The sequence below is a fragment of the Agarivorans sp. MS3-6 genome (genome assembly GCF_054112545.1).
Genome location: NZ_CM134202.1, coordinates 3,463,562 through 3,489,241 on the forward strand (window position 1 = coordinate 3,463,562; position 25,680 = coordinate 3,489,241).

General features: G+C 44.3%; 23 protein-coding genes. 8 read left to right on the top strand and 15 right to left on the bottom strand.

Annotation, left to right across the window (positions count from 1 at the left end):
* Nucleotides 1–41: 41 nt before the first annotated feature.
* From ACVFI8_RS15960 to thiB, 5 genes are all read right to left on the bottom strand, one after another.
* Nucleotides 42–1,547 carry a hypothetical protein gene (locus ACVFI8_RS15960; protein WP_248712596.1) on the bottom strand — a complete coding sequence of 502 codons (1,506 nt, stop codon included), beginning with the start codon at nucleotides 1,545–1,547 and terminating at the stop codon, nucleotides 42–44.
* Nucleotides 1,548–1,818: 271 nt separating this feature from the next.
* A complete protein-coding gene (locus ACVFI8_RS15965) occupies nucleotides 1,819–2,157 on the bottom strand; it encodes a hypothetical protein (protein WP_248712595.1) in 339 nt (112 codons plus the stop codon).
* Between the two features lie 66 nt (nucleotides 2,158–2,223).
* The gene (gene thiQ / locus ACVFI8_RS15970) at nucleotides 2,224–2,925 is read right to left on the bottom strand and encodes a thiamine ABC transporter ATP-binding protein (protein WP_248712594.1); all 702 of its coding nucleotides are present in this window, start codon (nucleotides 2,923–2,925) and stop codon (nucleotides 2,224–2,226) included.
* Nucleotides 2,919–4,481 (bottom strand): ABC transporter permease subunit, encoded by a 1,563-nt coding sequence (locus ACVFI8_RS15975; protein ID WP_457871903.1) that lies wholly within the window; start codon nucleotides 4,479–4,481, stop codon nucleotides 2,919–2,921. Before ACVFI8_RS15975 ends, thiQ begins: the two co-directional genes overlap by 7 nt.
* Nucleotides 4,482–4,491: 10 nt before the next feature.
* Complete coding sequence (thiB, locus tag ACVFI8_RS15980; RefSeq protein ID WP_457871905.1) at nucleotides 4,492–5,475, bottom strand: thiamine ABC transporter substrate binding subunit; 984 nt, start codon at nucleotides 5,473–5,475, stop codon at nucleotides 4,492–4,494.
* A gap of 49 nt (nucleotides 5,476–5,524) precedes the next feature.
* Here thiB and ACVFI8_RS15985 point away from each other — a divergent pair, with 49 nt between their 5' ends.
* Complete coding sequence (locus ACVFI8_RS15985) at nucleotides 5,525–6,337, top strand: phosphotransferase family protein (protein ID WP_457871906.1); 813 nt, start codon at nucleotides 5,525–5,527, stop codon at nucleotides 6,335–6,337.
* 41 nt (nucleotides 6,338–6,378) lie between these two features.
* On the opposite strand, the gene ACVFI8_RS15990 is transcribed toward ACVFI8_RS15985, so the two are convergent.
* The gene (locus tag ACVFI8_RS15990) at nucleotides 6,379–7,221 is read right to left on the bottom strand and encodes a 23S rRNA (adenine(2030)-N(6))-methyltransferase RlmJ (RefSeq protein ID WP_248712590.1); all 843 of its coding nucleotides are present in this window, start codon (nucleotides 7,219–7,221) and stop codon (nucleotides 6,379–6,381) included.
* A 109-nt stretch (nucleotides 7,222–7,330) separates the two neighbouring features.
* On the bottom strand, nucleotides 7,331–8,716 hold the full coding sequence (locus ACVFI8_RS15995) for an aminotransferase-like domain-containing protein (protein WP_457871907.1): 1,386 nt from the start codon (nucleotides 8,714–8,716) through the stop codon (nucleotides 7,331–7,333).
* A 112-nt stretch (nucleotides 8,717–8,828) separates the two neighbouring features.
* Between ACVFI8_RS15995 and ACVFI8_RS16000 the strand changes: the two genes are divergently transcribed.
* From ACVFI8_RS16000 to ACVFI8_RS16010, 3 genes are all read left to right on the top strand, one after another.
* The gene (locus ACVFI8_RS16000; protein WP_248712588.1) at nucleotides 8,829–9,422 is read left to right on the top strand and encodes a LysE family translocator; all 594 of its coding nucleotides are present in this window, start codon (nucleotides 8,829–8,831) and stop codon (nucleotides 9,420–9,422) included.
* A gap of 317 nt (nucleotides 9,423–9,739) precedes the next feature.
* On the top strand, nucleotides 9,740–11,626 hold the full coding sequence (locus tag ACVFI8_RS16005) for a DUF1800 domain-containing protein (protein ID WP_248712587.1): 1,887 nt from the start codon (nucleotides 9,740–9,742) through the stop codon (nucleotides 11,624–11,626).
* 9 nt (nucleotides 11,627–11,635) lie between these two features.
* The gene (locus ACVFI8_RS16010; protein WP_457871908.1) at nucleotides 11,636–12,982 is read left to right on the top strand and encodes a DUF1501 domain-containing protein; all 1,347 of its coding nucleotides are present in this window, start codon (nucleotides 11,636–11,638) and stop codon (nucleotides 12,980–12,982) included.
* A 68-nt stretch (nucleotides 12,983–13,050) separates the two neighbouring features.
* On the opposite strand, the gene ACVFI8_RS16015 is transcribed toward ACVFI8_RS16010, so the two are convergent.
* Nucleotides 13,051–14,268, bottom strand: coding sequence for a uracil-xanthine permease family protein (locus ACVFI8_RS16015; RefSeq protein ID WP_457871910.1), 1,218 nt, complete (start codon nucleotides 14,266–14,268; stop codon nucleotides 13,051–13,053).
* 171 nt (nucleotides 14,269–14,439) lie between these two features.
* On the opposite strand from ACVFI8_RS16015, the gene ACVFI8_RS16020 reads away from it, so the two are divergent.
* Together ACVFI8_RS16020 and ACVFI8_RS16025 are read left to right on the top strand one after the other, a co-directional pair.
* On the top strand, nucleotides 14,440–14,775 hold the full coding sequence (locus ACVFI8_RS16020) for a DUF2956 domain-containing protein (protein WP_248712584.1): 336 nt from the start codon (nucleotides 14,440–14,442) through the stop codon (nucleotides 14,773–14,775).
* Between the two features lie 12 nt (nucleotides 14,776–14,787).
* Nucleotides 14,788–15,318: a GNAT family N-acetyltransferase gene (locus ACVFI8_RS16025; RefSeq protein WP_248712583.1), complete on the top strand. Its 531-nt coding sequence runs from the start codon at nucleotides 14,788–14,790 to the stop codon at nucleotides 15,316–15,318.
* Between the two features lie 65 nt (nucleotides 15,319–15,383).
* Here the strand turns inward: ACVFI8_RS16025 and ACVFI8_RS16030 are convergent, their stop codons facing one another.
* From ACVFI8_RS16030 to ACVFI8_RS16040, 3 genes are all read right to left on the bottom strand, one after another.
* A complete protein-coding gene (locus ACVFI8_RS16030; protein ID WP_248712582.1) occupies nucleotides 15,384–15,884 on the bottom strand; it encodes a hypothetical protein in 501 nt (166 codons plus the stop codon).
* A 42-nt stretch (nucleotides 15,885–15,926) separates the two neighbouring features.
* Nucleotides 15,927–16,640 (bottom strand): glycerophosphodiester phosphodiesterase family protein, encoded by a 714-nt coding sequence (locus ACVFI8_RS16035; protein WP_248712581.1) that lies wholly within the window; start codon nucleotides 16,638–16,640, stop codon nucleotides 15,927–15,929.
* Nucleotides 16,641–16,722: 82 nt separating this feature from the next.
* A complete protein-coding gene (locus ACVFI8_RS16040) occupies nucleotides 16,723–17,556 on the bottom strand; it encodes an ion transporter (protein ID WP_248712580.1) in 834 nt (277 codons plus the stop codon).
* 187 nt (nucleotides 17,557–17,743) lie between these two features.
* Between ACVFI8_RS16040 and ACVFI8_RS16045 the strand changes: the two genes are divergently transcribed.
* Complete coding sequence (locus ACVFI8_RS16045; RefSeq protein ID WP_457871911.1) at nucleotides 17,744–18,334, top strand: NAD(P)H-dependent oxidoreductase; 591 nt, start codon at nucleotides 17,744–17,746, stop codon at nucleotides 18,332–18,334.
* On the opposite strand, the gene ACVFI8_RS16050 is transcribed toward ACVFI8_RS16045, so the two are convergent.
* A complete protein-coding gene (locus ACVFI8_RS16050; protein WP_248712578.1) occupies nucleotides 18,331–19,215 on the bottom strand; it encodes a LysR family transcriptional regulator in 885 nt (294 codons plus the stop codon). The genes ACVFI8_RS16045 and ACVFI8_RS16050 overlap by 4 nt on opposite strands.
* A gap of 108 nt (nucleotides 19,216–19,323) precedes the next feature.
* Between ACVFI8_RS16050 and ACVFI8_RS16055 the strand changes: the two genes are divergently transcribed.
* Nucleotides 19,324–20,553: an MFS transporter gene (locus ACVFI8_RS16055; RefSeq protein ID WP_457871912.1), complete on the top strand. Its 1,230-nt coding sequence runs from the start codon at nucleotides 19,324–19,326 to the stop codon at nucleotides 20,551–20,553.
* Between the two features lie 101 nt (nucleotides 20,554–20,654).
* On the opposite strand, the gene ACVFI8_RS16060 is transcribed toward ACVFI8_RS16055, so the two are convergent.
* From ACVFI8_RS16060 to arsJ, 3 genes are all read right to left on the bottom strand, one after another.
* Nucleotides 20,655–21,425, bottom strand: a complete 771-nt coding sequence (locus ACVFI8_RS16060) for a class I SAM-dependent methyltransferase (protein WP_457871913.1) — start codon at nucleotides 21,423–21,425, stop codon at nucleotides 20,655–20,657.
* A 35-nt stretch (nucleotides 21,426–21,460) separates the two neighbouring features.
* A complete protein-coding gene (locus tag ACVFI8_RS16065) occupies nucleotides 21,461–23,932 on the bottom strand; it encodes an EAL domain-containing protein (protein ID WP_457871914.1) in 2,472 nt (823 codons plus the stop codon).
* 532 nt (nucleotides 23,933–24,464) lie between these two features.
* Nucleotides 24,465–25,679: an organoarsenical effux MFS transporter ArsJ gene (gene arsJ / locus ACVFI8_RS16070; protein ID WP_457871915.1), complete on the bottom strand. Its 1,215-nt coding sequence runs from the start codon at nucleotides 25,677–25,679 to the stop codon at nucleotides 24,465–24,467.
* Nucleotide 25,680: the final 1 nt, after the last annotated feature.

Consider the following 25,680-nt stretch of genomic DNA (forward strand, 5'->3'; position numbering starts at 1 on the left):
AGCGTCGTCAGCGTTATCTGAGCGACGCTTAAGCTTAAGGCTTAACTTCCAGTTTTGGCATTGTGTGAGATGGTAGAGGTATTCTTTAGCATATTGAGATACAAATTATCTAGCTCCTCAGGGGTGACGACCAAACCGTTTGCATCACTAAATTCATTCACTATATTGCTTTCTGCAATGGTTTGGCTATCCATATAACTTGCCATGAAGTAATCACGCTTATCTGCTGATAATTCGCCATTAAGCAGGGCTAATTCAAGTCGGTCTACCGAACTAACTTGTAACTCTGAAGCGCTGCTTTGCAGTACCACTTGAGCAGCCTTAGGCTGGGCATAAATAGTTTGATAAAAAACGCGACTATCAGCATGAGACAGCAAACGTAGCTGGCTACGTTGCAAGGCAAAATGCTCGCTACTGAAGCTATTACCATTATCTAAGCAGTAGCTGGCCGCGGAGTACTCGCTAGAGCAATTGCTGCTTAAATTAACCGAATCGATGGATGCCAAATCAGGCAATTCAAGGCTTACAGCTGAGCTATCTGAGTCGATGGCCACAAAGCTGTCAAATTGCCATTGACTGTCTAATGTGCTTCCAGAAAAAAGCCCCACCCAGTGGCTGACTAAGCGGCTATTAGAGAAAATACTAAATTCGTCAACCTGCTCATATAAGGTTTGCCAGTGATAGCTATTGTTATTGTGGATGGCCAGTATTGCGCTACCGTCATCTAAACTAAGGTTAGATGCCGCTTGCCAATACATCGGTAGTAAGTCTTCACTAGTAAGCTCCACCGAGATGATATCGCCGCTATCTTCGGTATCATAAATATACTGTGGCTCAATAAACCCGTAATAGGCGAGGTCAGTATGCTGTTGATTTTCGCTAGCATAGAACGCCGTGACCAAGGTGTTTTTAGTGGCCGGTAAAGGTGAGCGTACAGGGACGTGTGCCGATATTTCACTGCCAGCGACTAACTCTGCCGAGTAACTGGTTTTATAGTAGCTAACACCGCTTAATTGCAATGCGCTTAAGGCCGCGGTGTCAGAGGTATCAACCGTTGTGCGGTAGTCTTTTCCTTTATAGCAATCACTGCCCGTTTGCGCACTACGCACACTAAACACCGAGTCGGATAATAAAGACTTTTCAACACTTAACATGTACACATCGGGTTGCCCGGTAAAGTCCCGGTCAAGTTCTTCTAAAGATACGTACCCTTCATCGGGTACTAAAGCACTATTAATGGTGACAATTCCCGTGCTGGGAACATCCGCGGCAGGGATGGTGTGTTCGTCAATGATAGTGCCATCAGCATTGTGAAATAGAATGTTGTAACCAGTATTCGCAACGGAGGCGGTCATCACTCGGCTGTCATCTGTCTCTGAGGTTCCATAGATAATACAGCCAGATTTCATCTCACTTTCTTTTTGCGTTTGTAACTGAATAATTTGCCACTTGTATTTTGGGGCACTGGGTGCTGATGAGTCACCACCACCGCCACATCCAGATAACAATAAAGTGGCTAAAAAAGTTGTAGAAATTGCCTTGTTCAAGAGTTAGTCCTTAAATCTATAAGTCAAAAAAATGCTGCATAAGGTCTTTTAGCAAATTTTGAACCCGATTAGTGGTTATTTGTAAATTAATAATTTATTTATGAGTTTTCTGCTGGTTTTTTGCGCTAAGTTGAGGGACTGGTGAAAAGAAGAGACTCAATGATTGATAGGCGTAAATGATCAGTGGGTTGTAGCGAAGGATGTTGGTGGAGGGGCGATGGCTAAACCAACGGGTTCTAGGTCCGATTTATTCTTGACTGTGGATAAGTGTTTAAGCTTTAGCTAACAGCTGTGGCCCGCGAGAACTTTTTTCATCCATATACTGAAAATACAAACGAATGTGAGTGGCCGCTTGATCAACACTTCTTCCCATCGCTTCGCGAATTTGCTTACGGTTAGCTTGCTTGGCATCGTCGCCATCACGCAATTGAGTTGCTGATTGGTTTGGCTGAACGTCATTACCGTTATACACCGCACTGCCTGGGCTAGACATTTGTCTACGCGCGGTATACTCGCTTAATGTTTGCCTAGGGGCGGTGTTTTCTATGCGGGTACGGGCGGCATAAGTAGACTCTAGCGAGGCCGCTTGTAAATTGTAATTAACTTGCATGATAAAGCCCCCTCTAAGCTTGAATAACAAGTATATCGGCCACTGTTACATGAGCTTTAGCCTTTCTCAGCTGCAGGCCAAGTAATGGGCTATATGACTATTGGCCGGGTAGTTCTGTAAGGTGTCTGTTTCAGCAAACTGCTGAGTTTTTCCTTGTTCGATAAAGGCTACACGCTTGGCAACTCTTGAGGCGTCTTGCCATTGGTGAGTGACCATTAACACCGCCAGCTGCCACTGTTCTGCTAACTGCTTAACTAACTCCAAGCACTCTAAACGCAGCATCGGATCGAGTGCGCTAAAAGGCTCGTCTAGTAATAAGATAGGTTGTTGCCTGACTAAGCAACGCGCTAATGCCGCTCGTTGTTGCTGACCACCTGACACTTGGTCTGGGCGTTTCTGAAGTAAATCGGCGATCCCCAAGCTGTCAGCCACTTCACTAATTTGCTGTTGTTGGTTTTTACTGGGTTTAAGGGAAGGGGCGATACCTAATGCAATATTTTGGGCAAGAGTAAGGTGGTGAAATAAATTGTGTTGCTGAAACAAACTGGTGACAGGGCGTTGAGCAATGGGTTGTTGTAATATGTTTTCCCCTTGCCAAATTAACTCGCCAGAAGTGGCGGGTACAAAACCAGCAATAAGCTCTAACAGCGTACTTTTACCACTACCACTCGCGCCTAAAAGGGCCACCACTTCTCCTGCCGCCACGTCTAACTGGTAATTAAACAGCTGTTGTTCACGCTGGCAGCTTAGTTGGTTTATCTTCAGCATGGGCTTCGTCCTATGGTACGATCGAGTAGATAGAAAATACTGGTGCATAACAGCAACATAATCAGTCCGGTTGCACTGGCTAGCGCATATTGATAAGTGCCCAATTGTTGATATAACAACAAGGGTAAAGTGACGACATCCACACTGCCTATCAAGGCGATGACACCCATATCCCCCAAAGATAATACCATCGATAAACCCAGGGCGAGACTCAGTGGTTTTCGCAGCAAGGGCCAAGCAATAAAACGTATTTGACTAGACATTGGCAATGCTAAGCTGAGGTTGAGTTTACGGTATTGCTTCACCAAGTCATTGAGCGCTGGTTTTAAACTACGAATAAAAAATGGCAGGCTCATCAAGGCATTGATTAGTGCGACTAGGGCTTGCGTATATTCAGCAATATCTGTTCGTCGAATTAGAAAGAAAAACAAGCCTGTAGTGATCACCATCGCTGGCGCAAGTAACATGACCGAGGCAAAGAGCTCTTGAATTCGATTGGTTTTACTGCGGCGCTGTTGGTTGAGGTTATGTGCGTAGTGGGCCAATAAGCAAAATCCCAACACCGTTACCCATAGTGTGCTTTGTAGGGCAATACTGAGTGACCAAGTAATACTGCTTTGCCATTGAGCCCAAGGCAGTTGGTGCCAATTGAGTGTAAATAGTGGGCTTAAAATCCCCAATGTTACTGATAGTATGAATAGATAATAGATGCTCAGAGCAACACGATAGAACATACAGAGGCCAGCAGAAGCGTTAATTTTTTCGATATAGGATTGCTTAAGGCGGGGCGCGTCTTCTTGTTCTCGGCCTAATAATAACCAACCTAAACTGGCGGCGATTATTAATTGCAACAGAGCACATTGCAAAGCAAATAAGGGGTCAAAGTCGTAGCGTAAAGCCTGATAAATTGCCACTTCTAAAGTGGTGCTACGAGGGCCACCGCCTAGCGCCAATACAATGGTGAAACTACCAAAGCAAAGTAAAAATACTAAGCCAAATAAACCCGCTAGACGAGAACGGAGTAGTGGCCACTCTACATTCCGCCAGCGCTGTAAATCACTGAAGCCTAGTTGTTTAGCTTGCCGCCAATAGCTGGCAGGAATATCGTTAAATTGCAGGTAGCAATAGCGGGCAATTAACGGCATGTTCAAGAAGCTATGTGCGATTAAAATCCCAGGTAATCCGTATATATTCCATGAAAATGGGCTTATCTGTTGCCAAAATCCATTTGAGCCAAAGCTGCCTACGCACCCTAGAACAACTAAAATAACCGGGCTAACAAAGCATAAATTGGCTATTCGTAATTGCCAGGCCAACGACTTGGGTTGCAAGTAAAACCACGCTCTAGCAATCAGCACCCCGCCTACGCACGCTAGCGCCGCAGACGCTAAGGCTTGCCAAAGACTAAAGCGTAAAACTCGCCATAAATAGGGGTCATTAAATGCTGCCCAGCTAAGCTGTTTAGCTTGTTCGGCTAAACCATAAAAAGCCACAGCCACAATCAAGGCGATTGTCGCTGTGGCGGCATAGCCTAATAGCGCTGCTAACTTGGGCATTATAAGTGGCTTATTGGCTTACTGCGTTCCGCCACTCTTTGGTCCATTGCTGACGTTGTTTACTGACTGTTTGATTGTCGATACTAAGAGGCTTTGGCATTATCAAGCTTGAAAATGCTTCAGGCAACTCTGCCTTTGGATTAACCGGTAGCATCCAATTGCTGGTGGCGATGATTTGTTGTGCTTCTTCACCAAGCAAAAACTGTAAAAATTGCTGAGATAATTCAACATTTTGACTGGTTGAGCTAATAGCCGCTACTTCTACTTGGCTCATATGCCCTTCGCTGAACTCAGCTGCTTGGTAGCGATTTTCTTGCTCTGCGACCATGTGATAGGCAGGGGAGGTGGTGTAGCTTAGTACTAAATCTGCTTCACCCTTTAAGAACATGCCGTAAGCTTCGCTCCAGCCTTTAGTCACTGTCACTGTTTTGGTTTTGAGCTTGTCCCACGCTTGAGTTGCTTGGTCACCGTATAAGGCTTTAATCCACAACATCAAGCCCTGACCTGGTGTGCTAGTTCGTGGATCCTGATACAAAATGGTGCCGTCAAAGTCGTTAATTAGCTCTTGCATAGAGCTTGGGGCTTTGGCTAATTTTTCAGTATTGTAGACAAAGGCGAAGTAGCCATAGTCAAACGGTACAAAGTTATTATCTTGCCAGTCAATGGCAAGCGGGGGCAGTGTTAATTGATGGGCTTGTACCGAACCAATAGCGTTGGCTTCAGGGATTAAGTTGGTATCTAAGCCTAGAATAATATCGGCTTTGTTGCGCTTACCTTCTAGTTTCAAGCGATTTAAAATAGCCACACCATCATCTAAACCTACCCACGAAATCGTGCAGTCACATTGGCGTTCAAAGGCTTTAGTTAGTGCTGGTCCAGGTCCCCAATCAGAAACAAAACTTTGGTAGGTATATACGGATAGTTCGGTTTTAGCTTGGCTATTAAAGCCTACTACACTCAATGCACAGCATGCTAGCCATAGCAGTTTTTTCATCTTACACTCCTTGATAATAATTTTTCTGTGACCACTTACGGAACTTAGTGTGCCGAGTTTTGCATTACCCGAACCAGTCTTAAGTTACCTAGAGTTACACCTTGGACCATTACTGAAAGCCGACCGTTTAAGCGGTGGCCACCAGCATTCTTGGTTACTTAAAACGCAAACCGAACTGTTAGTATTGCGTCTAAATCAGCATCAGCCTTGTTATGGCTTGGATTATCAACGCGAAAGAGAAGTATTACAACAGCTTAACTTAGTTCCTTGGGCGATCAAGTTACACCCATTGAGTAATAGTAGTCATTTTTTACTGTATTATTATCAACAAGGCGAGGTATTGAGCCTTAATCAATGGCGACAACCAGTGCTTTGGCAGCAGCTATTAATGATACTTCAGCAACTACCAAAAGCCGGTAAGGGCTTGCCACATTTTGATATGCTTGGTTACCTAACACAGTACGTTTGTGATGTGACAAACGCTCAAGCACAAGGCTGGCGACAGCGGGCCTTACGTTGGATAGAACAGCAAAATTGGCCAAGCGCTACGGCCTTTAATCATCATGACTTACACCTTGAAAATTTGCTCGTTACGCCCCAGCAAAAACTGTTGGTATTAGATTGGGAGTATGCGGCTACCTCTATGCTTGGCTGGGATGCAGCCAGCGTGTCGGTACGCTGTCCGGTGAGCATTGAGCAGCGCCAGCAATTGCTCGAGCTATCCGACCTAGGTCTTGAACAATTTGCATTATTAGAAAAAGGTGTGACATTGTTAGACTTGGCCTGGTATTGGCAATATCAGGCTGAACAGCCACTATTAATGCCGCGTTCTTTGGCTTGGTTAGAAAGTATCAAGGTATAGCGCGCATTCAAGTGTCAGCTTAAATGCGCTGCAGGCGGGCTTTATTCTTCTACTAGCACTTCGGCGCGCCAATTGCCTTCGCCGTTTTCACCTAAGGTTTCGGCTAAGTAAGGTAACACCTCTTGCATTTCTTTCATCAAGGTCCACGGTGGGTTGATAACAATCATGCCACTGGCAGTCATACCAAACTCATCGCTGTCGTGCTGAATACCTAATTCAAACAGTTGAATATTGGTCATGCCGCTACGGATTAAGGCTTTTTCGAGCTTATCGATGCGAAAGCGTTCAACGACCGGGTACCACAAGGCATAAGTACCAGAAGCAAAGCGTTTGTGAGACTCAACTAAAGTGCTTACCACGGTGCGATACTCGTCTTTCACTTCATAGGACGGATCAATTAATACTAAGCCTCGACGTTCTTTAGGGGGCATTAGTGCCACACAGCTTTGGTGGCCGTTTTCTTGGCGAATTTTACAGCGACGATCGCGTTGAAACAAACTACTTAAAGGCGCTTGCTCACTAGGGTGCAATTCGTGCAAAAATAGTCGGTCATCACGGCGCAGCATCATTTTAGCGATCCACGGTGAGCCCGGGTAATACTGGCGGGTTTTTTCTGGGTGCAGTTGGTTCACCAGTTTTAAATAGTTTTTTAGCAACTGCGGTAAATCTTCAGCGTCCCACAGTTTGCCAATGCCGTTTTCATACTCACTCTTTTTCTTAGCTTCAGGGCTATTTAAGCTATACGCACCGGCGCCTGCGTGAGTATCGATATAACAAAGAGGTTTATCTTTTTGAGTGAGATGAGTAAGAATTCGCTGTTGTACTAAATGCTTTAGTACGTCGGCAAAATTACCCGCGTGATAAGAGTGGCGATAGCTTAACAAAGTGTAGTCTCTGTATTGATAAGAAAGGGCATCAAACGAAAGCTGATGATAATGCGCTAGTCTAGGTACAGACTAGCGCAGATGCAAGTTTCTCACCCACTTTACTCGATTAGATGATTTGTGTGGGGATGCTGGGGCCGCTGTTTAGTAATATGGCCAGTTTAGCTAAGGCTTCATCTAATAAAAGGTTTGATTCCGCCTGGCCTAATGACAAACGAACAGCGTTAGGGCTCGCTTGGTTATCAACCACAAAGTGTTCAGCCGAGGCCACTTCTACGCCTTGCTGCCTAGCCGCTTCTACAAATTGGGCGCAGCGCCACCCAGAGGGGAGCTTCAACCAACAGTGTAAGCCGTCTGGTTGGTAGGTGTAATCTAAGCCCGCCATATGATGATGAAGCAACTGGGCCCGTTGGTTCACCCTGCGGCGCTGCTCGATAAGTGCTTGATCGGCATGGCCAGCTTGGATCCACTGAATGGCGATATCAACCAACAAGGGGCTAATATTCCACACACTTCCTCGAATCGCGCTGTTAAGTGCATCATTTAGGTGTTTTGGCGCGTGTAGATAAGCAAAACGTAAGCCCTTAAATGCTCCTTTAGAAAAACTATTTAGATAGATGACTTGCTCGGGAGCAATCTCAACCATTGACCTGGGGCGCTGATCTGGCAGTAAACCACATACGTCATCCTCAATAATGATCACTTGGTGTTGCTGACAAATCTCGATAATTTCTAGGCGCCGCTGCTCAGACATAATTGCGGTAGTGGGGTTTTGCAAAGTCGGGGTGAGGTAGAGGGCTTTGGGGTGAAACTTTTCAATATGATGCAACAGGTCGATTGGGCAGATCCCCTGTTGGTCTAGCTTCAGGCCCTTTAATTCAATCTTAAGCTGTTTGGCCAAGGTAATCAGACCGGGGTAACACAAAGATTCGCAAAGAACGCGCTCACCGACTAAATCCATAGCAATTAGACATAGGTGTAGGCCATGTTGTGCCCCATAGGAAAAAAACAACTGTTCAGGCTTAAAGTGAAAACCTTGTTGATTCGTCCAACTACACATCGCTTGGCGTTGGCTGATGATGTTTTGACTGAAGTCGTTATCTAGCAAGTCATCCAACTGTTCACCTGCTTGGCTATAGCCTTGCAGTAACTGACTTAAGTGCTGAGCCCTAGCTTGGGTAAACGCCGTATTTTGCCATAAGCCTATGTTTTGGTTATCCCCTTTTAGGCTTCCCCATTGCTGTTGGTAGTCAGGCATTTTTTTTACATAGCTTCCGCTACCGGTTCTAGATTCAATTAAGCCTTGCTGCTCGGCTTGGGTATAAGCTCGGCTTATGGTGCCCACGGTGACTTCAAGCCACTCGGCTAAATGCCGTTGAGGAGGCAGTTTTTCTCCGGGTAGCAGAGAGCTACTGGCGACTAACTCTCTTAGCTGCTCAACAATTTGAGCGGCTTTATTTCCTTCTTTATTCAACTTGTTCCAAATTGTCATCATGACAATAAACCTTTTGACGCCGTTGTAAGGCTATATTAGCGTGTAACTTAGATGTTTGGCAGTGTTTTTAACAGTTTTTACTATATTGTATCGATACAATTTTGGAGGGGATATGGATATTGCTTTGTTTTCATCAATGATTATATTTGCAGTGGTTATGGCTGGAACGCCAGGGCCAAATAATATGCTACTGACTTTTTCTGGCGCCAATTTTGGCTTTAAGCGCACTTTGCCGCAAATGGCGGGAATTCCGGTTGGCATTGCTTCGATGATCTTGCTGATGGCTTTAGGTTTAAACTGGGTATTTCAGCATTACCCGCTATTGCAGTGGGGGCTGAAAATTTTAGGTAGTGCTTATTTATTGTACTTGGCCTACCGTATATTAGGCCAATCTACATTGGCGAAGCAAAGCATGGCGAAACCTCTCAGCTTTTTAGAATCATTGGGCTTCCAGTATTTAAACCCCAAAGCATGGATGATGACTTCATCGGCAGTGGCTAGTTTTGCTATCCCCGGTGAACACTATTGGCCATCTATCGCAGGCTTGGTATTGTCATTTTTTCTCGTCAATCCGGTGACCGCGACGGTTTGGGTTAGTTTTGGTAAGTTTATCGCCCGCTGGTTAAGCTCTCCGGTCGCTAGGCAAAACTTTAACATAACTATGTCATGCCTCACCGCTGGTTGTGTGCTACTGCTATGGCTGTAATGGTATAAAATGGCTATTCTGACAAATTTAGTTACATGGTAGGTTTTACAGGCAGTTAAATTGACTAAAAGATGCCAAATACATTGGGTTAACTAATTATCAAAAAAAGGTAAATTAAAGAAAAGTATAGCTTTATTTTTGAAAGTGGTTGTTTTTATAAGTTTCAATCCAACTTTCTTTGATTTTATTAGCCTCTACGTTTTTAGCGTAAAGCTTCGGTAACACCGTAGCAGAATTATTTGTTATCAAATTGTTGATTTTAAAGCCAAGTATCCCGAGAATTCGTTTGTTTATCAATTAATGACATGGATGTGTTAATGCGAAGTATTGTTGGTATCACCTTGCTTTTATCATTGTTAGCTTGTGGTGGTGGCTCGGAATCAGTCTCGGACGAACCTCAAAACCCTAATGTGGATATTGAGTTGAGCCAAACTGCCCGTAAGGGCCAGCCCGTAACATTAAAAGCAAAAGCTTCTGGTGTGGGTACTATTAGTAAAGTGGAGTGGCGCCAAGTTGCAGGGCCAAGTATCAGCTTTAATCAAAGCGATAGCCTAGAGTTGGAAATAACCCCCGCCAGTAATAACGCTCTGGATGCTGATACCTATACTTTTGAAGTCGCCATTACTAATGAGCAAGACAACGTTACTCGCCAGCAATTGAGCTTTGAAGTGAAACAAGCAATGAGCTCAGCCCAAGCAGCCCGCTTGCTGCATCAAGCTACGCTAGGCCCTAAAGGCATTGAGATAGAACAAGCAATCGGTATTAGTGAGCAAGAATGGTTAGACGAGCAAATGCAATTGCCGATTACTTTTCATTCGCCGTTGGTAAAAAACTACCCCGATAGAGAGGAGCCTAATCAAATCAATCGAGTGGACGCTTGGTGGAAGGCATCACTCAATGCGCCTGATCAGTTGCGTCAACGGGTGGCTTTTGCCTTAAGCGAAATTTTGGTGGTATCAGATAGTAATAATGCGTTGCGTGGTGAACCAGAAGGTATGGCTCATTACCAAGATATTTTACTCGAGCACGCTTTTGGTAACTACCGAGAGTTACTAGAAGAAGTCACCTTATCGCCAGTCATGGGGACTTACTTAAGTCACTTAGGCAACGAAAAAGCCGATGAAGAGTTAAACATTCGCCCTGATGAAAACTACGCGCGTGAAGTGATGCAGTTATTCACTATTGGTTTAGCGGAATTAAATCTTGATGGCAGCCCCAAGCGCGATGGCGAAGGCAATACGATTGCCACTTACGGTCAACCACAAATTGAAGGCTTTGCTAGAGTATTTACCGGCTGGACATTTGGCGCGAGCGCCCGCTGGAACCGACCTAGCCGTAACTATACGATTCCGATGGAAGCCTACCCCGATTACCACTCGCAAAAAGACAAAACCTTATTAAGTGGAGAAGTCATCGCCGGCGGACAAAGCCCAGAAGACGATATGCAAGCAGCGTTAGATAATTTATTTAACCACCCTAACGTGGGGCCATTTATTGGTAAACAGCTTATCCAACGTTTAATTACCTCTAACCCTACGCCGCAATACGTGGCGCGTGTAGCCAGTGTATTTAACAACAATGGCCATGGTGTTCGCGGTGATTTGGCGGCAGTAGTTCGCGCTATTTTGTTAGACGACGAAGCCCGCCAAAACTCAGGGGTAATAAGCTACTACGGTAAAGTGCGAGAGCCTTTATTACGCACTGTTCAATTTTGGCGTGAGTTAGATGCGGCTAGCCCTAGTGGTTGGTATTTCACTTGGTCGTTAAACGACAGCCATGGCCAAAGCCCTTTAGGTTCGCCATCGGTTTTTAACTTTTTTAGACCCGATTACCAGCCTGCTGATTTATTGGATTTGGACATCGTGGCACCAGAGTTACAAATTGCCAACGATGCCGCGTTAATTGGTCAGTTTAATAATCAATACGGTAATTTTCTATGGAATATTAAAGAAGAAGTGTCTGATCCTAGTGACAATCGTATTTTGTTAAGTATGCAGGCGCACGCTAACATTCTTGAGTTACAAGGTTTAGAAGCCTTGCTCGATTACTACAATACTGTGTTTTATAGCGGGGCGATGAGTACTTCTCAACGACAAACGTTGCGCGAAGTACAAGATATATGGTCGTCATGGGGGATTAATCATCAAGTCGCATTTTTGTTATTTACCGTGTCGGTTTCTCCCGACTATGTTATTCAGCTTTAGGAGCCTGAGATGAATTATAAAAACAGGCGAGAGTTTCTGTCGCTGTGCCTAAAAGGCGGCGTGTCAATGGCGGCATTAACTAGCATGCAGCTAAAAGCGATGACCGGTATGGCGGCGCCAGCGGCGAGTACAGGTGACTTTAAAGCCTTAGTATGCATTTTCTTAAAGGGGGGCAACGATTCGTTTAACATGCTGATCCCTCAGCAAGGTGACCCTTTATCAGCGTATTTAAATAGCCGGCAGAATTTAGCGGTCTCCGATGCTATAAGTATTGACCCAACTACAGCAGTAGCTGGTGGGGTAGGCTTACACCCAGCTTTGGCTCCTATAGCCCCGCTTTTTACTAATCAAAACTTGGCTGTGGTATCGGGGGTGGGGAGTTTGCTTGCTCCTATTACCTTGGAGCAATACAAGCAAAAGAGCGCGGCTATTCCCAATAATTTGTTTTCCCACAACGATCAGCAAGCCACATGGATGCAAGGGCGTGAAAAAGAAAGCCTAAATTATGGTTGGGGTGGGCGCATATTAGAACTACTTAACCAGCATGATACTTTTGGTTCTAACATCTCTTTGTCGGGCAATAATCTTTGGCAAACAGGGCCTAACTCGGTGCCATTTGCTATGAATAAATCGGGTATTACTCGAGTCAGTGCTTACAACAGTACTTCGCAGCGAACCCAGGCGTTTAGGCAACAGTTAGAACAAATGTTTAGTGAAGCAAGTCATCCTTTGGCAAAAAGCTACAGTGACAAATTGGCTTCATCGGTGGGTAATACCGAGCAGCTTAACCAAGCCTTAGCGGGGGCCAATGAGTTTACCGATGTGTTTAGTGACACAGAGTTATCTAGTCAGTTACAAGCTGTAGCAAAAACCTTGTCGGTACAATCTCAGTTTGGGGTAGGGCGTCAGGTATTTTTTGTCGGCATGGGCGGCTTTGATACCCACGATGATCAAAATGTTAATCATCCAGCCTTGTTGCAGCAGCTATCGCAAGCGATGGCAGAGTTTGATGGTGCTATGACAACCTTAGGCTTATCTAACCAAGTGACTACCTTCACTATGTCTGATTTTGGCCGAACCTTAAGCTCGAATGGTGACGGTACCGACCATGGGTGGGCGGGCAACCAGCTAGTGATGGGCGGCGCAGTAAACGGTGGTGAGATATATGGTTCGGTTATCGAACAAGCGCTGGATAGCGCCTATGATGTTGGCGGTGGCCGGATGATACCGCAAGTGGCCAACGAGCAATACTTTGCTAGCTTAGCCAGTTGGTTTGGCCTAAGTGATAACGAAATTTTGGAGCTATTTCCAAGCCTGAGTAACTTTAACCAAACCCATTTATCAATGTTTAGTTAACTTGTTTCTCTACTCGTAATAAAAAGGGCCAGCAATATGCTGGCCCTGTTTAGTTATCAGTAATCAGCTTATGCCTCTGTCGCTTTTTCTTCTTGGGGTAATACCAAGTTAAGAATAATCGCTATAATGCCGCATAAACCAACACCTGTTAAGGTGTGCTCCCCTGAGCCAACAACCATATCTCCAATCCCAAATACTAGGGTGACTGAAACTATCACTAGGTTGCGTGGAATAGATAGGTCTACTTGCTTGCTAATCAGGGTGTTTAAACCAATGGCTGCAATAGCACCAAATAACAAACACATAATACCGCCCATTACCGGTACTGGAATAGACAATAGTAAGGCACCTGTTTTACCTACAAAGGCTAGGCCAATAGCAAATACCGCTGCCCAAGTCATAATCACAGGATTGTAAGTTTTCAATAAACTTACCGCGCCGGTTACTTCGCCATAACTCACTACGGGTGGTGCGCCAAAGCTGGCGGCGGTAATGGTGGCTAAGCCATCACCTAATAACGAGCGATGAATGCCCGGATTCTCTACAAAGTTTTTACCGGTAACGTTAGAGATAGCCAAAATATCACCAAAGTGTTCAATGGTAACAATCAAGCCGATAGGGGCAATAAACAAAATGGCTTGCCAATTAAACTCTGGCGTCACAAATTCAGGAATAGTAAACCAAGCGGCACTGGCTACCGAGCTAAAATCAACTAAACCAAAGAATAGGCTCAAAATGTAACCCACAGCCACACCGCTAATAATCGGCATTAATTTCAACATGCCTTTAGCAAAAATAGACACCACAATAGTGGTGAATAGTGAGGCTAAGGATATTAGCAAGGCTACATCTTGTTCTACTAATACTGCCGAGCCATCACCGGTTTTACCCAAGGCCATGTTTACGGCAACGTCTGCTAAACCTAAGCCAATTACCATAATAACGGGACCAACCACCACCGGCGGTAAAAAACGCTCAATCACTTTAACACCGCGCACCTTAACTATTGCACTGATTATGATGAACATAACACCTGCAGCCATCAAACCACTGAGTGTGGCAGGTAGGCCAAATTGTTGAATACCTAATATAATTGGGCCAATAAATGCAAATGAACTACCTAAAAAAATGGGGATTTGGCGACGGGTACAAAATTGAAAAATTAGCGTACCAATACCTGCACCAAGCAAAGCGAGGTTTGGACTAATCCCTGTAAGTAGTGGAACTAAAGTAGTAGCACCAAATGCAACAAGTAGCATTTGTGCCCCCAGTAGAGGGGTATTCATTGGTTTCTCTCCCTGAATAAAAAAATTTCTTTAGTGTACGCTTAAGCGTGATTCAAAAAAATGATCAAGATAGTTACTCTGTGAAAAACTCAGTGTTTTAATAGAGTTGTGTGAAATCTTGGACTTGGCTAGCAGTTTGGTTCAAAGTAATACAAAAACCTAGGAGCGCATGTGGCCAAAGCAAATAAATCTCAAATATCAAATGAAACTGTCGCAACCGCTGACAGTATCGCCAAAGCAACCCAGCGACCCGGACAAAGCAAAGAGCAAACGAAGCTTATTTCTGCGGGTATTCAAAAAGGGATTGAGCAATACAAAAAACAGCATAAAGCGAAGATGCGAGAAGCTGACAAACAACGTAAAAAACAATCTAAGGTGGCTGTTAGTGTGCCGCATGAGCCTCAAACAACATCGCTTGAGTCGCCTCAGCGTCAATGGCTACCATGGGCGTTACTGGGTTTATCTTGGTTGGGTTTTATTGGCTATATTTATGTGAATGCCAGTTAATAGGAGATATGAATGCGAGGCCAACAGGTATTAATCCGCCCTTATTTGCCTGAAGACGCAGCTGCGCATGCTCAGGCTGTACGTGAAACCGCAGAAAATGGACAGCGTTGGCTAGAGTGGATGGAAGAAGATTATCCAGAAGATGAGAGCCGTTCTTGGTTAGCCTTGAGCCAAGCGGCTATTGCTAAGAACATCGCTTTTGACATGGGCATTTTTGCCAACCAGGGCGGGGCGTTCTTGGGGGCCATTGCGATAAACCGAATTGAGTGGAATTATCGCTCGGCCAATCTTGGTTATTGGGTTAGAGAAAGCGCCAGTGGAGCAGGTATTGCTACTGAAGCGGTAAGCTTGATGGCCGATTATGCCTTTAATGCCTTGCAGTTAAATCGGTTAGAAATGGTGATTGCTGAGCACAATTTTGCAAGCCGTAGGGTGGCAGACAAAGCCAATGCCCAGTTTGAAGGTCTAGCAAGAGCGAGAGTCGTCGAATATGGTAAACCAGTGCATGCAGCTATTTATTCGCTAATACCTAGCGACTTATAAATTCTGTGTTATTTAGCTCTAATAATAGCCGTCCAACGAGACCACCTTTCGCCGGCAAAACTCGCCTAAGTGGTGTTGCTACTTTTTAGATTAATACGACTACGTTGATTGATAAACTTGAGCATCGACTTACCCAGTAACCATGGTAAGTCTTGGTTTACTGCTTGATAACCTAAATGGTTGGCGACATGATTGGTAAATTGGCTCCAACCTACATTGGCTAGTCGCCATGCAATACTTTTTTGCCTAGAAGCATCAATGAACAAGTGAACAATAGCACTAAAACGAGGTGACTCTAGGCTATCTAACCAAGAAAGGCGCAAGCTCTCGCGGGAGCTTAGATCTAAGTGCTGTATAAAATTTTCAGTTAACCTAAGATTCACAGCAGAAGTAATCGCTTGTAAGTTAGGAAAACAACTCGCTAATTGTTGATCGCTGATTTGGCAGTGAATCGCAATATTTTTCATTTCGATTTGCTGCCAATCACCCTCCAATAAAAACGCCAATACTTGGTCAAGTATTGTTTCTTTAAGCTGCTGTTCCGAGACGACACTTAAGTGGGACATTTTTCGCTTCCTGCGATAGAGCGGAAGCGTTGTCGCATCACTCTAAGCTAATAAAAAACGCTCTGGATAATCACTTATCACCATATCTAACCATGGCATCAAGGTGGTTATTTCTGAGGGCTCATTTACAGTGTATGTAGACAAACGATAACCCGCCAGTTTGATTTCTCTAGCTTGTAATACACTTAGCTTCTTATAATCGCAATGACAAGCAACGGCATCGATATCTTTCAACTGTTGTAACCAGTGTTCTGGAATGTCTGTATAGAGTTGCGCAAGGTCTATTTCTGGTGCTTGGTGATGCAAAAATAGCAATACTTGATGATCAAAGCTTGATATCAGTAAATTGTTAAGCGGAAAGCTGCAATGCGCCAGTTCAGCTAACACCGCCTCAACTAACTGCTGACGAGGTTGCTGGTGGTACTTTAACTCTAGATTTAGCTTTAAGCCGAGTCTTTTAGCGTGCAATAGATACTCGCGTAAACTAGGAATGTTTTGACCGCTAAACGACGGTGCAAACCATGCGCCTGCATCTAAGGTCTGTAACTGAGACAAGGTGTATTCGGTCGCTTTTCCACTGCCATTAGTGCAGCGCTCCAAGCTCTCGTCATGAAAAACAATCGCTTGATGGTCTTTACTTAGAAAAACATCAAACTCTACCCACTCCAAACCTAACTCAGCCGCTTTATCTAAGCCAGCCAGGGTGTTTTCGGGAGTGCTACCGGTTACGCCCCGGTGCCCTGCAATTATTGCCATGCTGATTCCTCTTCGTGCTCAGGCGCATGCCTTGTGCTAAGTTGATTTTAGCTTCGTAGCTTAATTGCAGTGTAATACAGTTTTATGACTCCTCCAATAAACTTGCTCCACAGTGTTTACAGTAGTCAGCATCGTGGTCGTGACCGGCTCTCTCACAATGCAAGCAGCGGTTGGCTTGTTGCTCTCTGCGCATCTCATTCGCTAGTTCGGCACCAACAATGCCCGTAGGGACGGTAATAATTGAAAAACCAGTAATCATTACCAAGGCTGCCAGTGCTTGGCCGAGCGGCGTTACGGGAGAAATGTCGCCATATCCCACCGTTGTGATGGTGACAATTGCCCAGTAAATACTTTTAGGAATACTGGTAAAGCCATTTTCAGGGCCTTCAATGGCGTACATGAGAGCGCCATAAATGGTGGTGGTTAAGCAAATACAGAATAAGAATACTAAGATCTTGCGTCTAGCCAGCATTAAGGCGCGCAGAAGTACATTGGCTTCGCTCATATACCGGACTAGTTTTAATACCCGTAAAATTCTTAGTATTCGTAGCAATCGAAATAGCAGCATCACTTGAGCTGGAGGGTAGATTAGCGCTAAGTAAGTGGGCAAAATAGCCAGTAAATCAACGACCCCATAAAAACTCTTTGCGTACTCTTTAGGGCTGGGAGAGCAGTACAACCTAGCTATGTATTCAAGGGTGAAGAACACCGTAAACACCACTTCAATCGTAATAAACCAAAAGTGATACTGCTGTTCTAAGGAGCCAACGGAGTTCAATATCACCACCAGTACACTGGTTAAAATGGCCACAATTAGCATTAAGTCGAAACGTTTCCCCGCGCTACTATTGTAACCAAATATGATTTCGTAAAGCTTTTTTTGCATGGGGCTTTGAGTGGGTTTTTCGCTAGACACTGGCTCGTCCTTGAGAGGGGGATAGCCTTAGTATATCGAGTTTATTTGAAATTGGCAGCGAGCAGTTTCGGATTACATGTCTACTAAATCGAAGGTTAGTGGCGAAAAATTGAGGTTTTTGTTCTAATTATTTGTTGGTAAATTCATCTCATCAAAATCAATAGTCATTAAATGGGATGTCATTCTTATGAGTACAGTATTAACGCTTAAGTCGAGCATATTGGGAGAATATTCCAGTTCATCTGCTTTAATCGATCAGTTATCAGAGCGCTATTTGCAGCAGGGTGCCAAGCTTATTGCTCGCGATTTAGCCGCTGAAGCTTTACCCGTGTTAACCGGAGAAATTGCCACAGCATTACGCGGTGGTGACCATTTAAACCAAGCCCAGCAGCAAGCACTTAGCTTGTCGAACCTTTTGGTCGAAGAGTTGCAAGCCGCTGATGTGTTGGTGCTTGCAGCACCCATGTATAACTTTTCCATTCCTACTCAGCTTAAAAACTGGTTAGATTTAGTGGCCCGTGCTGGTCTCACATTTAAATATACAGAACAAGGTCCGGTCGGCTTGGTCAATAATACCAAAGCGATTATTGTGACTACTCGCGGTGGTGTGCATAAAGATGCGGTTAGCGACACTCAAATTCCTCATCTAAAACTAGTTTTGGGATTTTTGGGCATTAGCGACGTTGAGGTGGTGTATGCAGAAGCTTTAAACATGGGGGAGCAGCAAGCTAAGCAACAGATGCAAGCCGCTAAAGAGCAATTAGCTGCCTTAGTTTAGCTGTCAGCTAATCTACAATTCTCTAGTACAAAATCTTTGAAACGTTGATTGGCGCGCGACATGTAAGCATCGCGTCGCCAAGCTAGCCCTAGTTCAAGAAAGAAGGGGGGATTAAAACTTAAAGAGTGCAACGCGTCTCCGGGCTGTACCACCATGCTAAGCAGTGTTGTGATGCCAAAATCTCTGGCGACAATTGATTTGATCAGTGGGATCAGGTTGGTTTGAAAAGACACTTGAGGGACTTGCTGTTGCTCGCGGCTAATTTGTTCAATCACCTTGTGATGGAAATACCCTTCGCGAAATAACACCAGCTCGTGATCCAAAAACTCTTTGTGGCTGATACTGGATTGTTTACTAAGTGGATTATCTTGGCTGCAACAGGCTAATAATTCGCCTTTATAGATAGGCTCACAATGCAATTCTGCGGGGACATCTTGAGTCACAACGATGCCTAAATCTAACTCCCCGCTCAGAAGTTTTTTTCTGACTAGTTCTGTGCCCGCATCCACTACTGACAAGTTAAGTTGTGGGTATTGGCTTTTAAAGCCCATCAATAAGGGAGGGAAAAAGTATGAGCCCATCATGCTTGGAATACCAATCGTGACCGTACCACTGTCTAAGCCTTTAAGTGACTGCATCGCCTGCTCAGCATCTTCGGCTTGCTTAAGGAGTTGAACAGCGTGTTGGTATAACACCTTGCCTTCGGCACTTACAATGATCTTACGTTCGTTACGCTGCAGTAATTGCATCGCCAATTGTTGCTCTAGTTTTTTTATGGTGGCGCTGATCGCTGGCTGAGCAATACCGAGGTGTTTAGCAGCCGCCGTAAAGCTGCCCAGTTGTACTACGCTAACAAACTGCCGTAACTGTCGAAGTTCCATCTCACTACTATTCATAAACAAAAGTTATGGTTACGATAATACTAATATATTTTATTTATTGGTAGTGTCGGCATAGCATGAGTACATCAAAGCTTAACGAGCGCCATAATGAAGTATCCGCAAAACAGTAAAGGTTTTTGGAAAGTTACCGCTGCCGTATCGGCAGCCTCTTTGGTGACATTTTTTAACCTCTATTTGGTTCAACCCTTGTTACCGATATTCGCCACTAAGTATCAAATATCGGCATTAGCCGCTAGCAGCGTCTTATCGGCTGCCATGTTAGGCATGGCGCTTGGCTTGTTGTTGTTGGCGTCATTATCTGATGCGATAGGCAGGCGTAAAATTTTGCTGAGTTCTATCATATTGGTGCCTTGTATTAGTTTAATTATCGGCTTAGCTCAGCCCGAGTCTTTTCACTATATTGTGGCCTTACGCTTTTTTCAGGGCCTTTTTTTAGCGGGCGTACCGGCTGTCGCTATTGCTTATTTAGCGGAGCAGTTAAATGCTAATGCCTTAATAAAATCAGTAGGCATTTTTATCGCTGCGAACTCCTTAGGAGGAATTGGTGGCCGTTTACTCGGAGGGTGGAGCGCTGATCTATTGGGGTCTTGGCAAATGGCCTTTGTATTAGTCGCAATGTTAAGTTTATTGATGGGTATTGCGGTGTGTTTTTTGTTACCCGCTGAAGCGCCTAAAGCCATTAGCCCTTGGCGTTTGCTGCACAGTTTAAGTCACTATAAACAGCATTTAGCTAATTCGCAGTTAGTCTGTGCTTACTTAGTGGGGGGCGTGGGTTTTGGCGTGTTTATCAATCAGTTTTCGTACCTGACTTTTATTTTGGCCGACGCGCCATACTCACTTCCTGCCAGCATAACCTCATTACTATTTTTAAGTTATTTAGGCGGTACTTTTACGGCATCTTCGGCGGGGCGTATTGCCCAACGCTACGGCGGTAAAAGCTGTATTTTGATCGGTTTGATGGTGATGGTTGCCGCCAGTGTTTTAAGCTTAAGTGGTCAACTTTGGGTGTTGCTACTGGCTATGGTGATTTCATCAATGGGGTTCTTCTTTAGCCATGCCCAAGCTAGCGCATGGGTAAACCAACATGCAACTAACGCTAAGGCAAGTGCTTCGGCCTTATATACCATTAGTTACTATGTCGGCGCCGCCAGCGGTGGGGCATTAATGCAGCCGTTCTATAGTGCTTGGGGCTGGGCGGGAATCGTCGCGTTTAGCGTAGCCGCCTTGTTAGTGGTTGCTTGTGGCGCATGGGTCTTTCTTAAACCTAACAATCGCGCCAATCAAACCGCTAAATGGGGGCACATTAATCCGCGCTAGCAAAAGAGGTATATGTAGATACTTTTTAAACAGCCTTAACTTTTTTGCCAAGTTTGAAAAGGCGCCGCCTCGGGCTGCGCCTTTATCTAGGCTGTTAGCCTCTAAGGTTTGCTAGCAATAATGCTGTAAACCAAAGGCGATGGATAATGCTCGTGCTCATAAACAAATTCACCAGACTTACGCTCTTTTAGATCTTCAAAGCAGTTGTAAGGGCTGTAATCGTATTCATCTAATTGTTCTAGATGTAATCCGGCTTTAATTAAGGCATTAACCACATCAGAGACGGGGTGTCCCCAAGTGAGCATGGGGCTTACTTCACCATCGTCGTTTTCGGTATAGGTACCTTCTTCGTCTAAATCGGCTTCTTCGCGGTGAAAATAACCATAGCCGCTTATTAAATCATGCACCGGGTGAAACTCGGCTAAACAGAGTTTACCGCCCGCTTTCAAACTGGCGGCGACCACTTGTGCCCAGCGGTTAATATCTGGCAACCAACATAGAGCACCATAAGAGGTAAATACCCAATCATGAATGGCTTGGGTATTCTCACCAAAATGATAAACATCGTCACAGATAAACTCTGCATTTAGCCCGGTTTTTTTAGCGAGTTCTTTGGCTTGTCTGATCGCTTCACTGGATAAATCTACCGCGGTAACCTCTGCGCCTAAACGAGCCCAAGACAGGCTGTCTAAACCAAAATGGCATTGTAAGTGTAAAAGTTTTTTACCTTTTACATCTCCCATTAATTCAAGCTCAATGGGCTTCAATGAGCTTGCGCCAGTTAAGAAGCTGGCAACATCATAAAATTCAGAATCTACATGTAGCTCGGTGCGTTTATCCCAAGCGGCTTTATTTAAGGCTAAATAATCCATCTGATTGACTTCTTTGGTATTTGATAGGGCGCAGTTTACGTGACTTTATCGTTGAGGTTGAAGTCTAATAAACTGTCTTGTTGTTTTAACAGCATATCTTGTAAAGCGATTATACCCAAACAGACACCGGTAGGCCCTGTTACTGCAATGGCGGTATAGGGGTTGCTGACAAATATTTTAAATAGCTGGTCAAACGGTGTGTCTAAATTTACTTGGGTATGATCTTTTTGCATAACTTGGTGTACGCGTTTGTTGAGTGTGACTAAATCTCTATTTTGCTCCCCTTTAGTATTTAAATAGGGGCTAATGGCTGCGTTCACATCTTTAAGGTGCAATACTCCTAAGCAACGGCTATTTTCTATCACTAATAAATACCTAGATAAGTATTGCTCGAACAAATCTAAGGTTTCTTTTAATTGTGCGTCAGGGCCAATTTTAGGAATATCTCGACGCATAACCATCTGTGCGTCAACCACCTTTTCTACATGGATACATTGACCCAATTGGAGATACTTTCTATCTCTCGAGTTTGCCAAGGTATCTGCCAGACTAATAGGTTTACTAAACAAATAACCTTGAAGCATGTCAACTTTAAGTTTAGATAATAACTGCAATTCTTTTTCTGTTTCTACCCCCTCTGCGATCACTTTACCGCCCATTTTATGGGTGAGTTTACACAGCATGTCAATCATTGAGTATTCGTTGGACTCTTCGCTTAAACCCGATACAAATGAACGATCTATTTTTACAATATTAACCGGTATTTGCCGTAGATAAGAGAAGGAAGAAAAGCCGGTACCGAAATCATCTAGCGCGATAGCAATGTTATGGGCTTTAAGCTTATCTAACCATTTAGAGTGGTAATAAGAATCGTCAAAATAAGCAGATTCGGTCAGTTCAAGGGTGATTAAGCTGAGGTCTGTATCGCTATCTTCAAAGATGTTTAAGGTGTCTTCCAAACAACAATGAGATAAGCGGTCATTTGCCACTGAGCGATTAATCGACATGCCCAGCTTGGCGCTGCGATAGTGTTTTTGCAGGATCGGTAAATCGTTCAAGGCTTGCCGCGTGACGGCAGCATCTATTTTGTCTATCCAATTATATTCTTCGGCAATCTCGATAAGCTCTTGCACACTGTAGGGAATGTCAGTATCAAGTTTTATTCTAAATAGCGCTTCAAATTTTACGATGCTTAAGCTGGGCAGTGCCACGATCGGTTGATAATAGACTTCTACTTTGTTGGCATTTAGCGCTTTGTTGAGCTCTGTGGCCAAAATAGATTTACGGCTAAAACGTTTGGAAAGCCTTCGGTCAAAGTAATACAGGGTCGACTCATTGCCTTGAGCATTGGCGATAAGAGCTTGGCTAGCATGGCTAAGCAATTGGGCTGGCGAAGAAGCATCAATTTGCAAAACAGAAGCGCCCGCATGGATGGTTGCAGACAAGCCGATATCTTCGTAACTGTTTTCACCCTCTAATGCCGCTATCGCTTGCTTTAAGGTGAGCTCAACATGCTCCATTTTTTTCGGCACCACCCAATAAGCCGCAAACATCTTTGGGTTCAAAATGCCTAAGTGACCGTGCGTGTTTAGCTGATGGAAACGCTGAGCCGTTAGCCATTGTTGTGTCATAACGCTGGTTTGTTGAGCTAGAGTCAGGCTAAACACTAAGCAAATGATGGTATCTTTATTGTTTAGCGCTTTGTAAGCCGTGGAGAGTTGATTGGTAAATGCCTGTTTATCCGGTACATGAACCTTGGTGGTACTGTCGGGATTATCTTCATCCCACAAATCAGCGCCGGTCTCTAAACGATGGCTAGATGAAACATAAACATGGCTTTTGTCGGGCAGGTCGATACGCTGAATGCGCGTTTCATGAGCATATACTTCGCCTTGTTTACTTTTAGCCAGTAACTCGCCCTTCCATATTTTATGCGCATCTACATGTTGCCAAAGCTTTCTATAAAATGACGTATTGTAACGGCCACTTTTCAAAATCGAGGCTGGGCGTCCCAATAACTCGTGCTCTGGGTAACCGGTATTGCGGCACATGGCGGCGTTAACCATTAATATAGAGTGGTTCTGGTCAGCGATTAAAAAGCCTTCATTTGATTTAGAAAATAAGCTTTTTAAAAATTCTAATTCTTGTTGTTTGGTAAGAAAAAACTGTTTTAACTCTATGGTACCGGTAACTTGGTGTTTACCTTTAGGCATTGCATGAATAATGATTTCTGCAATATAACGGTGGTTAAAAGTGTTTAATACCGCCGTTTGAGTGATGGATTCACCGGTGTCGATCACCTGTGTTATGTGCTTTTTTAGCAGCAGTAGCTGAGGTTTTTCAAAAGCGGCAAACAACTGAGACAAGGTAATGACCGATTGGTTTGGATAACCCAGCATTGCAATGAGCTGTTTAGGACACTGAAAACTGCTGCTATCAATGTTGATTGACCAAGCTTGTGGAGGAAAATCTTTGACTATTTGGAACAAGCTGTCATCGGTAACCATTGATAATACACCTTAATTTGACATATGAAGCAACAAAGCAATCGGTATTTAGTTTCATGTTAAAATATAACTAACAAGCTTGTTAGTTATATTGAGATATAGCAATTTATCCTAAATATCAGCAACTGCCCATTGTTTTTATCAAGCTCTCACACACGATGAGAGAGCGGGTTTAAACAAAAAACCGACCATATTGTCATTTAGATTTCAATTGTAGTGCTGGATAATTCAAGCCGTGCTTCAAGGTTGGTCATTTCACGCCTGCTAAAGCACTACTTTCCCCTCTAGCTTGCCGTACACTCTTTTAGTCTAGACCAATCAACAAGCAGCGATGCGCATTTAGTATTTTAGCCGAGGTTTTTTATTGCAAAACGATAAATTGAGCCCTGATACGAATGACGTTTGATACTTAATGTTCAACGTTCCTGTCATTACGGTGTCATGTGCATGGCGGCATTATCGTCGAGTATAGCTGCTCGCTTAGTTAGTTTGTAGGGTCAGCCATAGCGCTATGGCTGTTCGTTTTATATTTCTAGGTTTTTAGGGTTCGTTTGGGCAAACCGATACTAATCAAACTCGTGATGGCTAATAGGGTAAAGCTTACCCACAAACACGCCGCTATGCCGGCCATTTGAAATACCACGCCTGATAACAGGGTTCCAAGTAAACGCCCCATGGCATTGGCCATGTAATAAAAGCCCACATCCATTGACACGCCATCATCACTGGCATAACTCACCACTAAATAAGAGTGTAACGAGGAGTTCACCGCAAAGACCACACCAAACACTAACAAGCCTACAATAATGGTGGTTTGTGGTTGCCAAGCAAGTTGCACTAAATACGCTAAAACACCGGTCACAACACTGAGTAATACTGCCCAACTAAGCGCAGAGTTTCGCCCCGGCACCTTGCCTGTCTTACTGCCGGTGATACGTGGTGCAAAACCCTGAACCACTCCATAGGCGATGACCCAAATGGCCATAAAGCTACCTGTTTGAATGTGTGACCAATCTAGGCTAGCTGATAAATATACCGGCAGTGCTACTACAAACCATACATCGCGGGCGGCAAATAAAAATAATCGTGCTGCAGCCAGTATGTTGATTTGCCGGCTTTTAGAAAACAACTGAGAGAACGTGGGCTTGCTTTTAGCTTTGCCAAGATCTTTTGCTAGTAGCTGTAAACTCAGCATCAACACGATAAATAACACAGCCGCCATAGCCAGCATCGAATATTGAAAACCTATGGAATTAAGCAGTGCGCCACCTAGGAAAAAACCAAAGCCTTTTAATGCGTTTTTTGAGCCCGTGAGTATCGCCACCCACTTATACAAGCTGTGCTGTTGGTCTTGTTTTACTAAGCCTTTAATCGAGCTTTTGGCACTCATTTTATTAAGATCTTTGGCAATACCTGAGAGCGCCTGAGCGGCCATCACTAGAGGGATCGACAAATACTCAGAGGGCAGTCCCAATGCCAACAGAGCAATAATTTGCATCGCCAAGCCGATATTCATGGTGTGGTTTAGGCCAATCCGCGCCCCTAACCAACCACCAATCAGATTAGTCACTACCCCGAATAACTCGTAAAACAAAAACAGCATAGCAATCGCAATGGCCGAATAACCTAACTGGTAGAAGTACAACACAACCAGCATGCGCAGTGCGCCATCGGTAATGGTGAAGTTCCAATAGTTAAAGGTTACTAGCAAATACTGCTTGAGCTGTTGGGGTAGCGTCTTAATCATG

Coding starts and splice junctions, on each gene's coding strand:
- ACVFI8_RS15965 (WP_248712595.1), bottom strand. CDS start 2,157: ATGCAAGTTAATTACAATTTACAAGCGGCCTCGCTAGAGTCTACTTAT.
- thiQ (WP_248712594.1), bottom strand. CDS start 2,925: ATGCTGAAGATAAACCAACTAAGCTGCCAGCGTGAACAACAGCTGTTT.
- ACVFI8_RS15975 (WP_457871903.1), bottom strand. CDS start 4,481: ATGCCCAAGTTAGCAGCGCTATTAGGCTATGCCGCCACAGCGACAATC.
- thiB (WP_457871905.1), bottom strand. CDS start 5,475: ATGAAAAAACTGCTATGGCTAGCATGCTGTGCATTGAGTGTAGTAGGC.
- ACVFI8_RS15995 (WP_457871907.1), bottom strand. CDS start 8,716: ATGATGACAATTTGGAACAAGTTGAATAAAGAAGGAAATAAAGCCGCT.
- ACVFI8_RS16000 (WP_248712588.1), top strand. CDS start 8,829: ATGGATATTGCTTTGTTTTCATCAATGATTATATTTGCAGTGGTTATG.
- ACVFI8_RS16005 (WP_248712587.1), top strand. CDS start 9,740: ATGCGAAGTATTGTTGGTATCACCTTGCTTTTATCATTGTTAGCTTGT.
- ACVFI8_RS16010 (WP_457871908.1), top strand. CDS start 11,636: ATGAATTATAAAAACAGGCGAGAGTTTCTGTCGCTGTGCCTAAAAGGC.
- ACVFI8_RS16015 (WP_457871910.1), bottom strand. CDS start 14,268: ATGAATACCCCTCTACTGGGGGCACAAATGCTACTTGTTGCATTTGGT.
- ACVFI8_RS16025 (WP_248712583.1), top strand. CDS start 14,788: ATGCGAGGCCAACAGGTATTAATCCGCCCTTATTTGCCTGAAGACGCA.
- ACVFI8_RS16030 (WP_248712582.1), bottom strand. CDS start 15,884: ATGTCCCACTTAAGTGTCGTCTCGGAACAGCAGCTTAAAGAAACAATA.
- ACVFI8_RS16035 (WP_248712581.1), bottom strand. CDS start 16,640: ATGGCAATAATTGCAGGGCACCGGGGCGTAACCGGTAGCACTCCCGAA.
- ACVFI8_RS16045 (WP_457871911.1), top strand. CDS start 17,744: ATGAGTACAGTATTAACGCTTAAGTCGAGCATATTGGGAGAATATTCC.
- ACVFI8_RS16050 (WP_248712578.1), bottom strand. CDS start 19,215: ATGGAACTTCGACAGTTACGGCAGTTTGTTAGCGTAGTACAACTGGGC.
- ACVFI8_RS16055 (WP_457871912.1), top strand. CDS start 19,324: ATGAAGTATCCGCAAAACAGTAAAGGTTTTTGGAAAGTTACCGCTGCC.
- ACVFI8_RS16060 (WP_457871913.1), bottom strand. CDS start 21,425: ATGGATTATTTAGCCTTAAATAAAGCCGCTTGGGATAAACGCACCGAG.
- ACVFI8_RS16065 (WP_457871914.1), bottom strand. CDS start 23,932: ATGGTTACCGATGACAGCTTGTTCCAAATAGTCAAAGATTTTCCTCCA.
- arsJ (WP_457871915.1), bottom strand. CDS start 25,679: ATGATTAAGACGCTACCCCAACAGCTCAAGCAGTATTTGCTAGTAACC.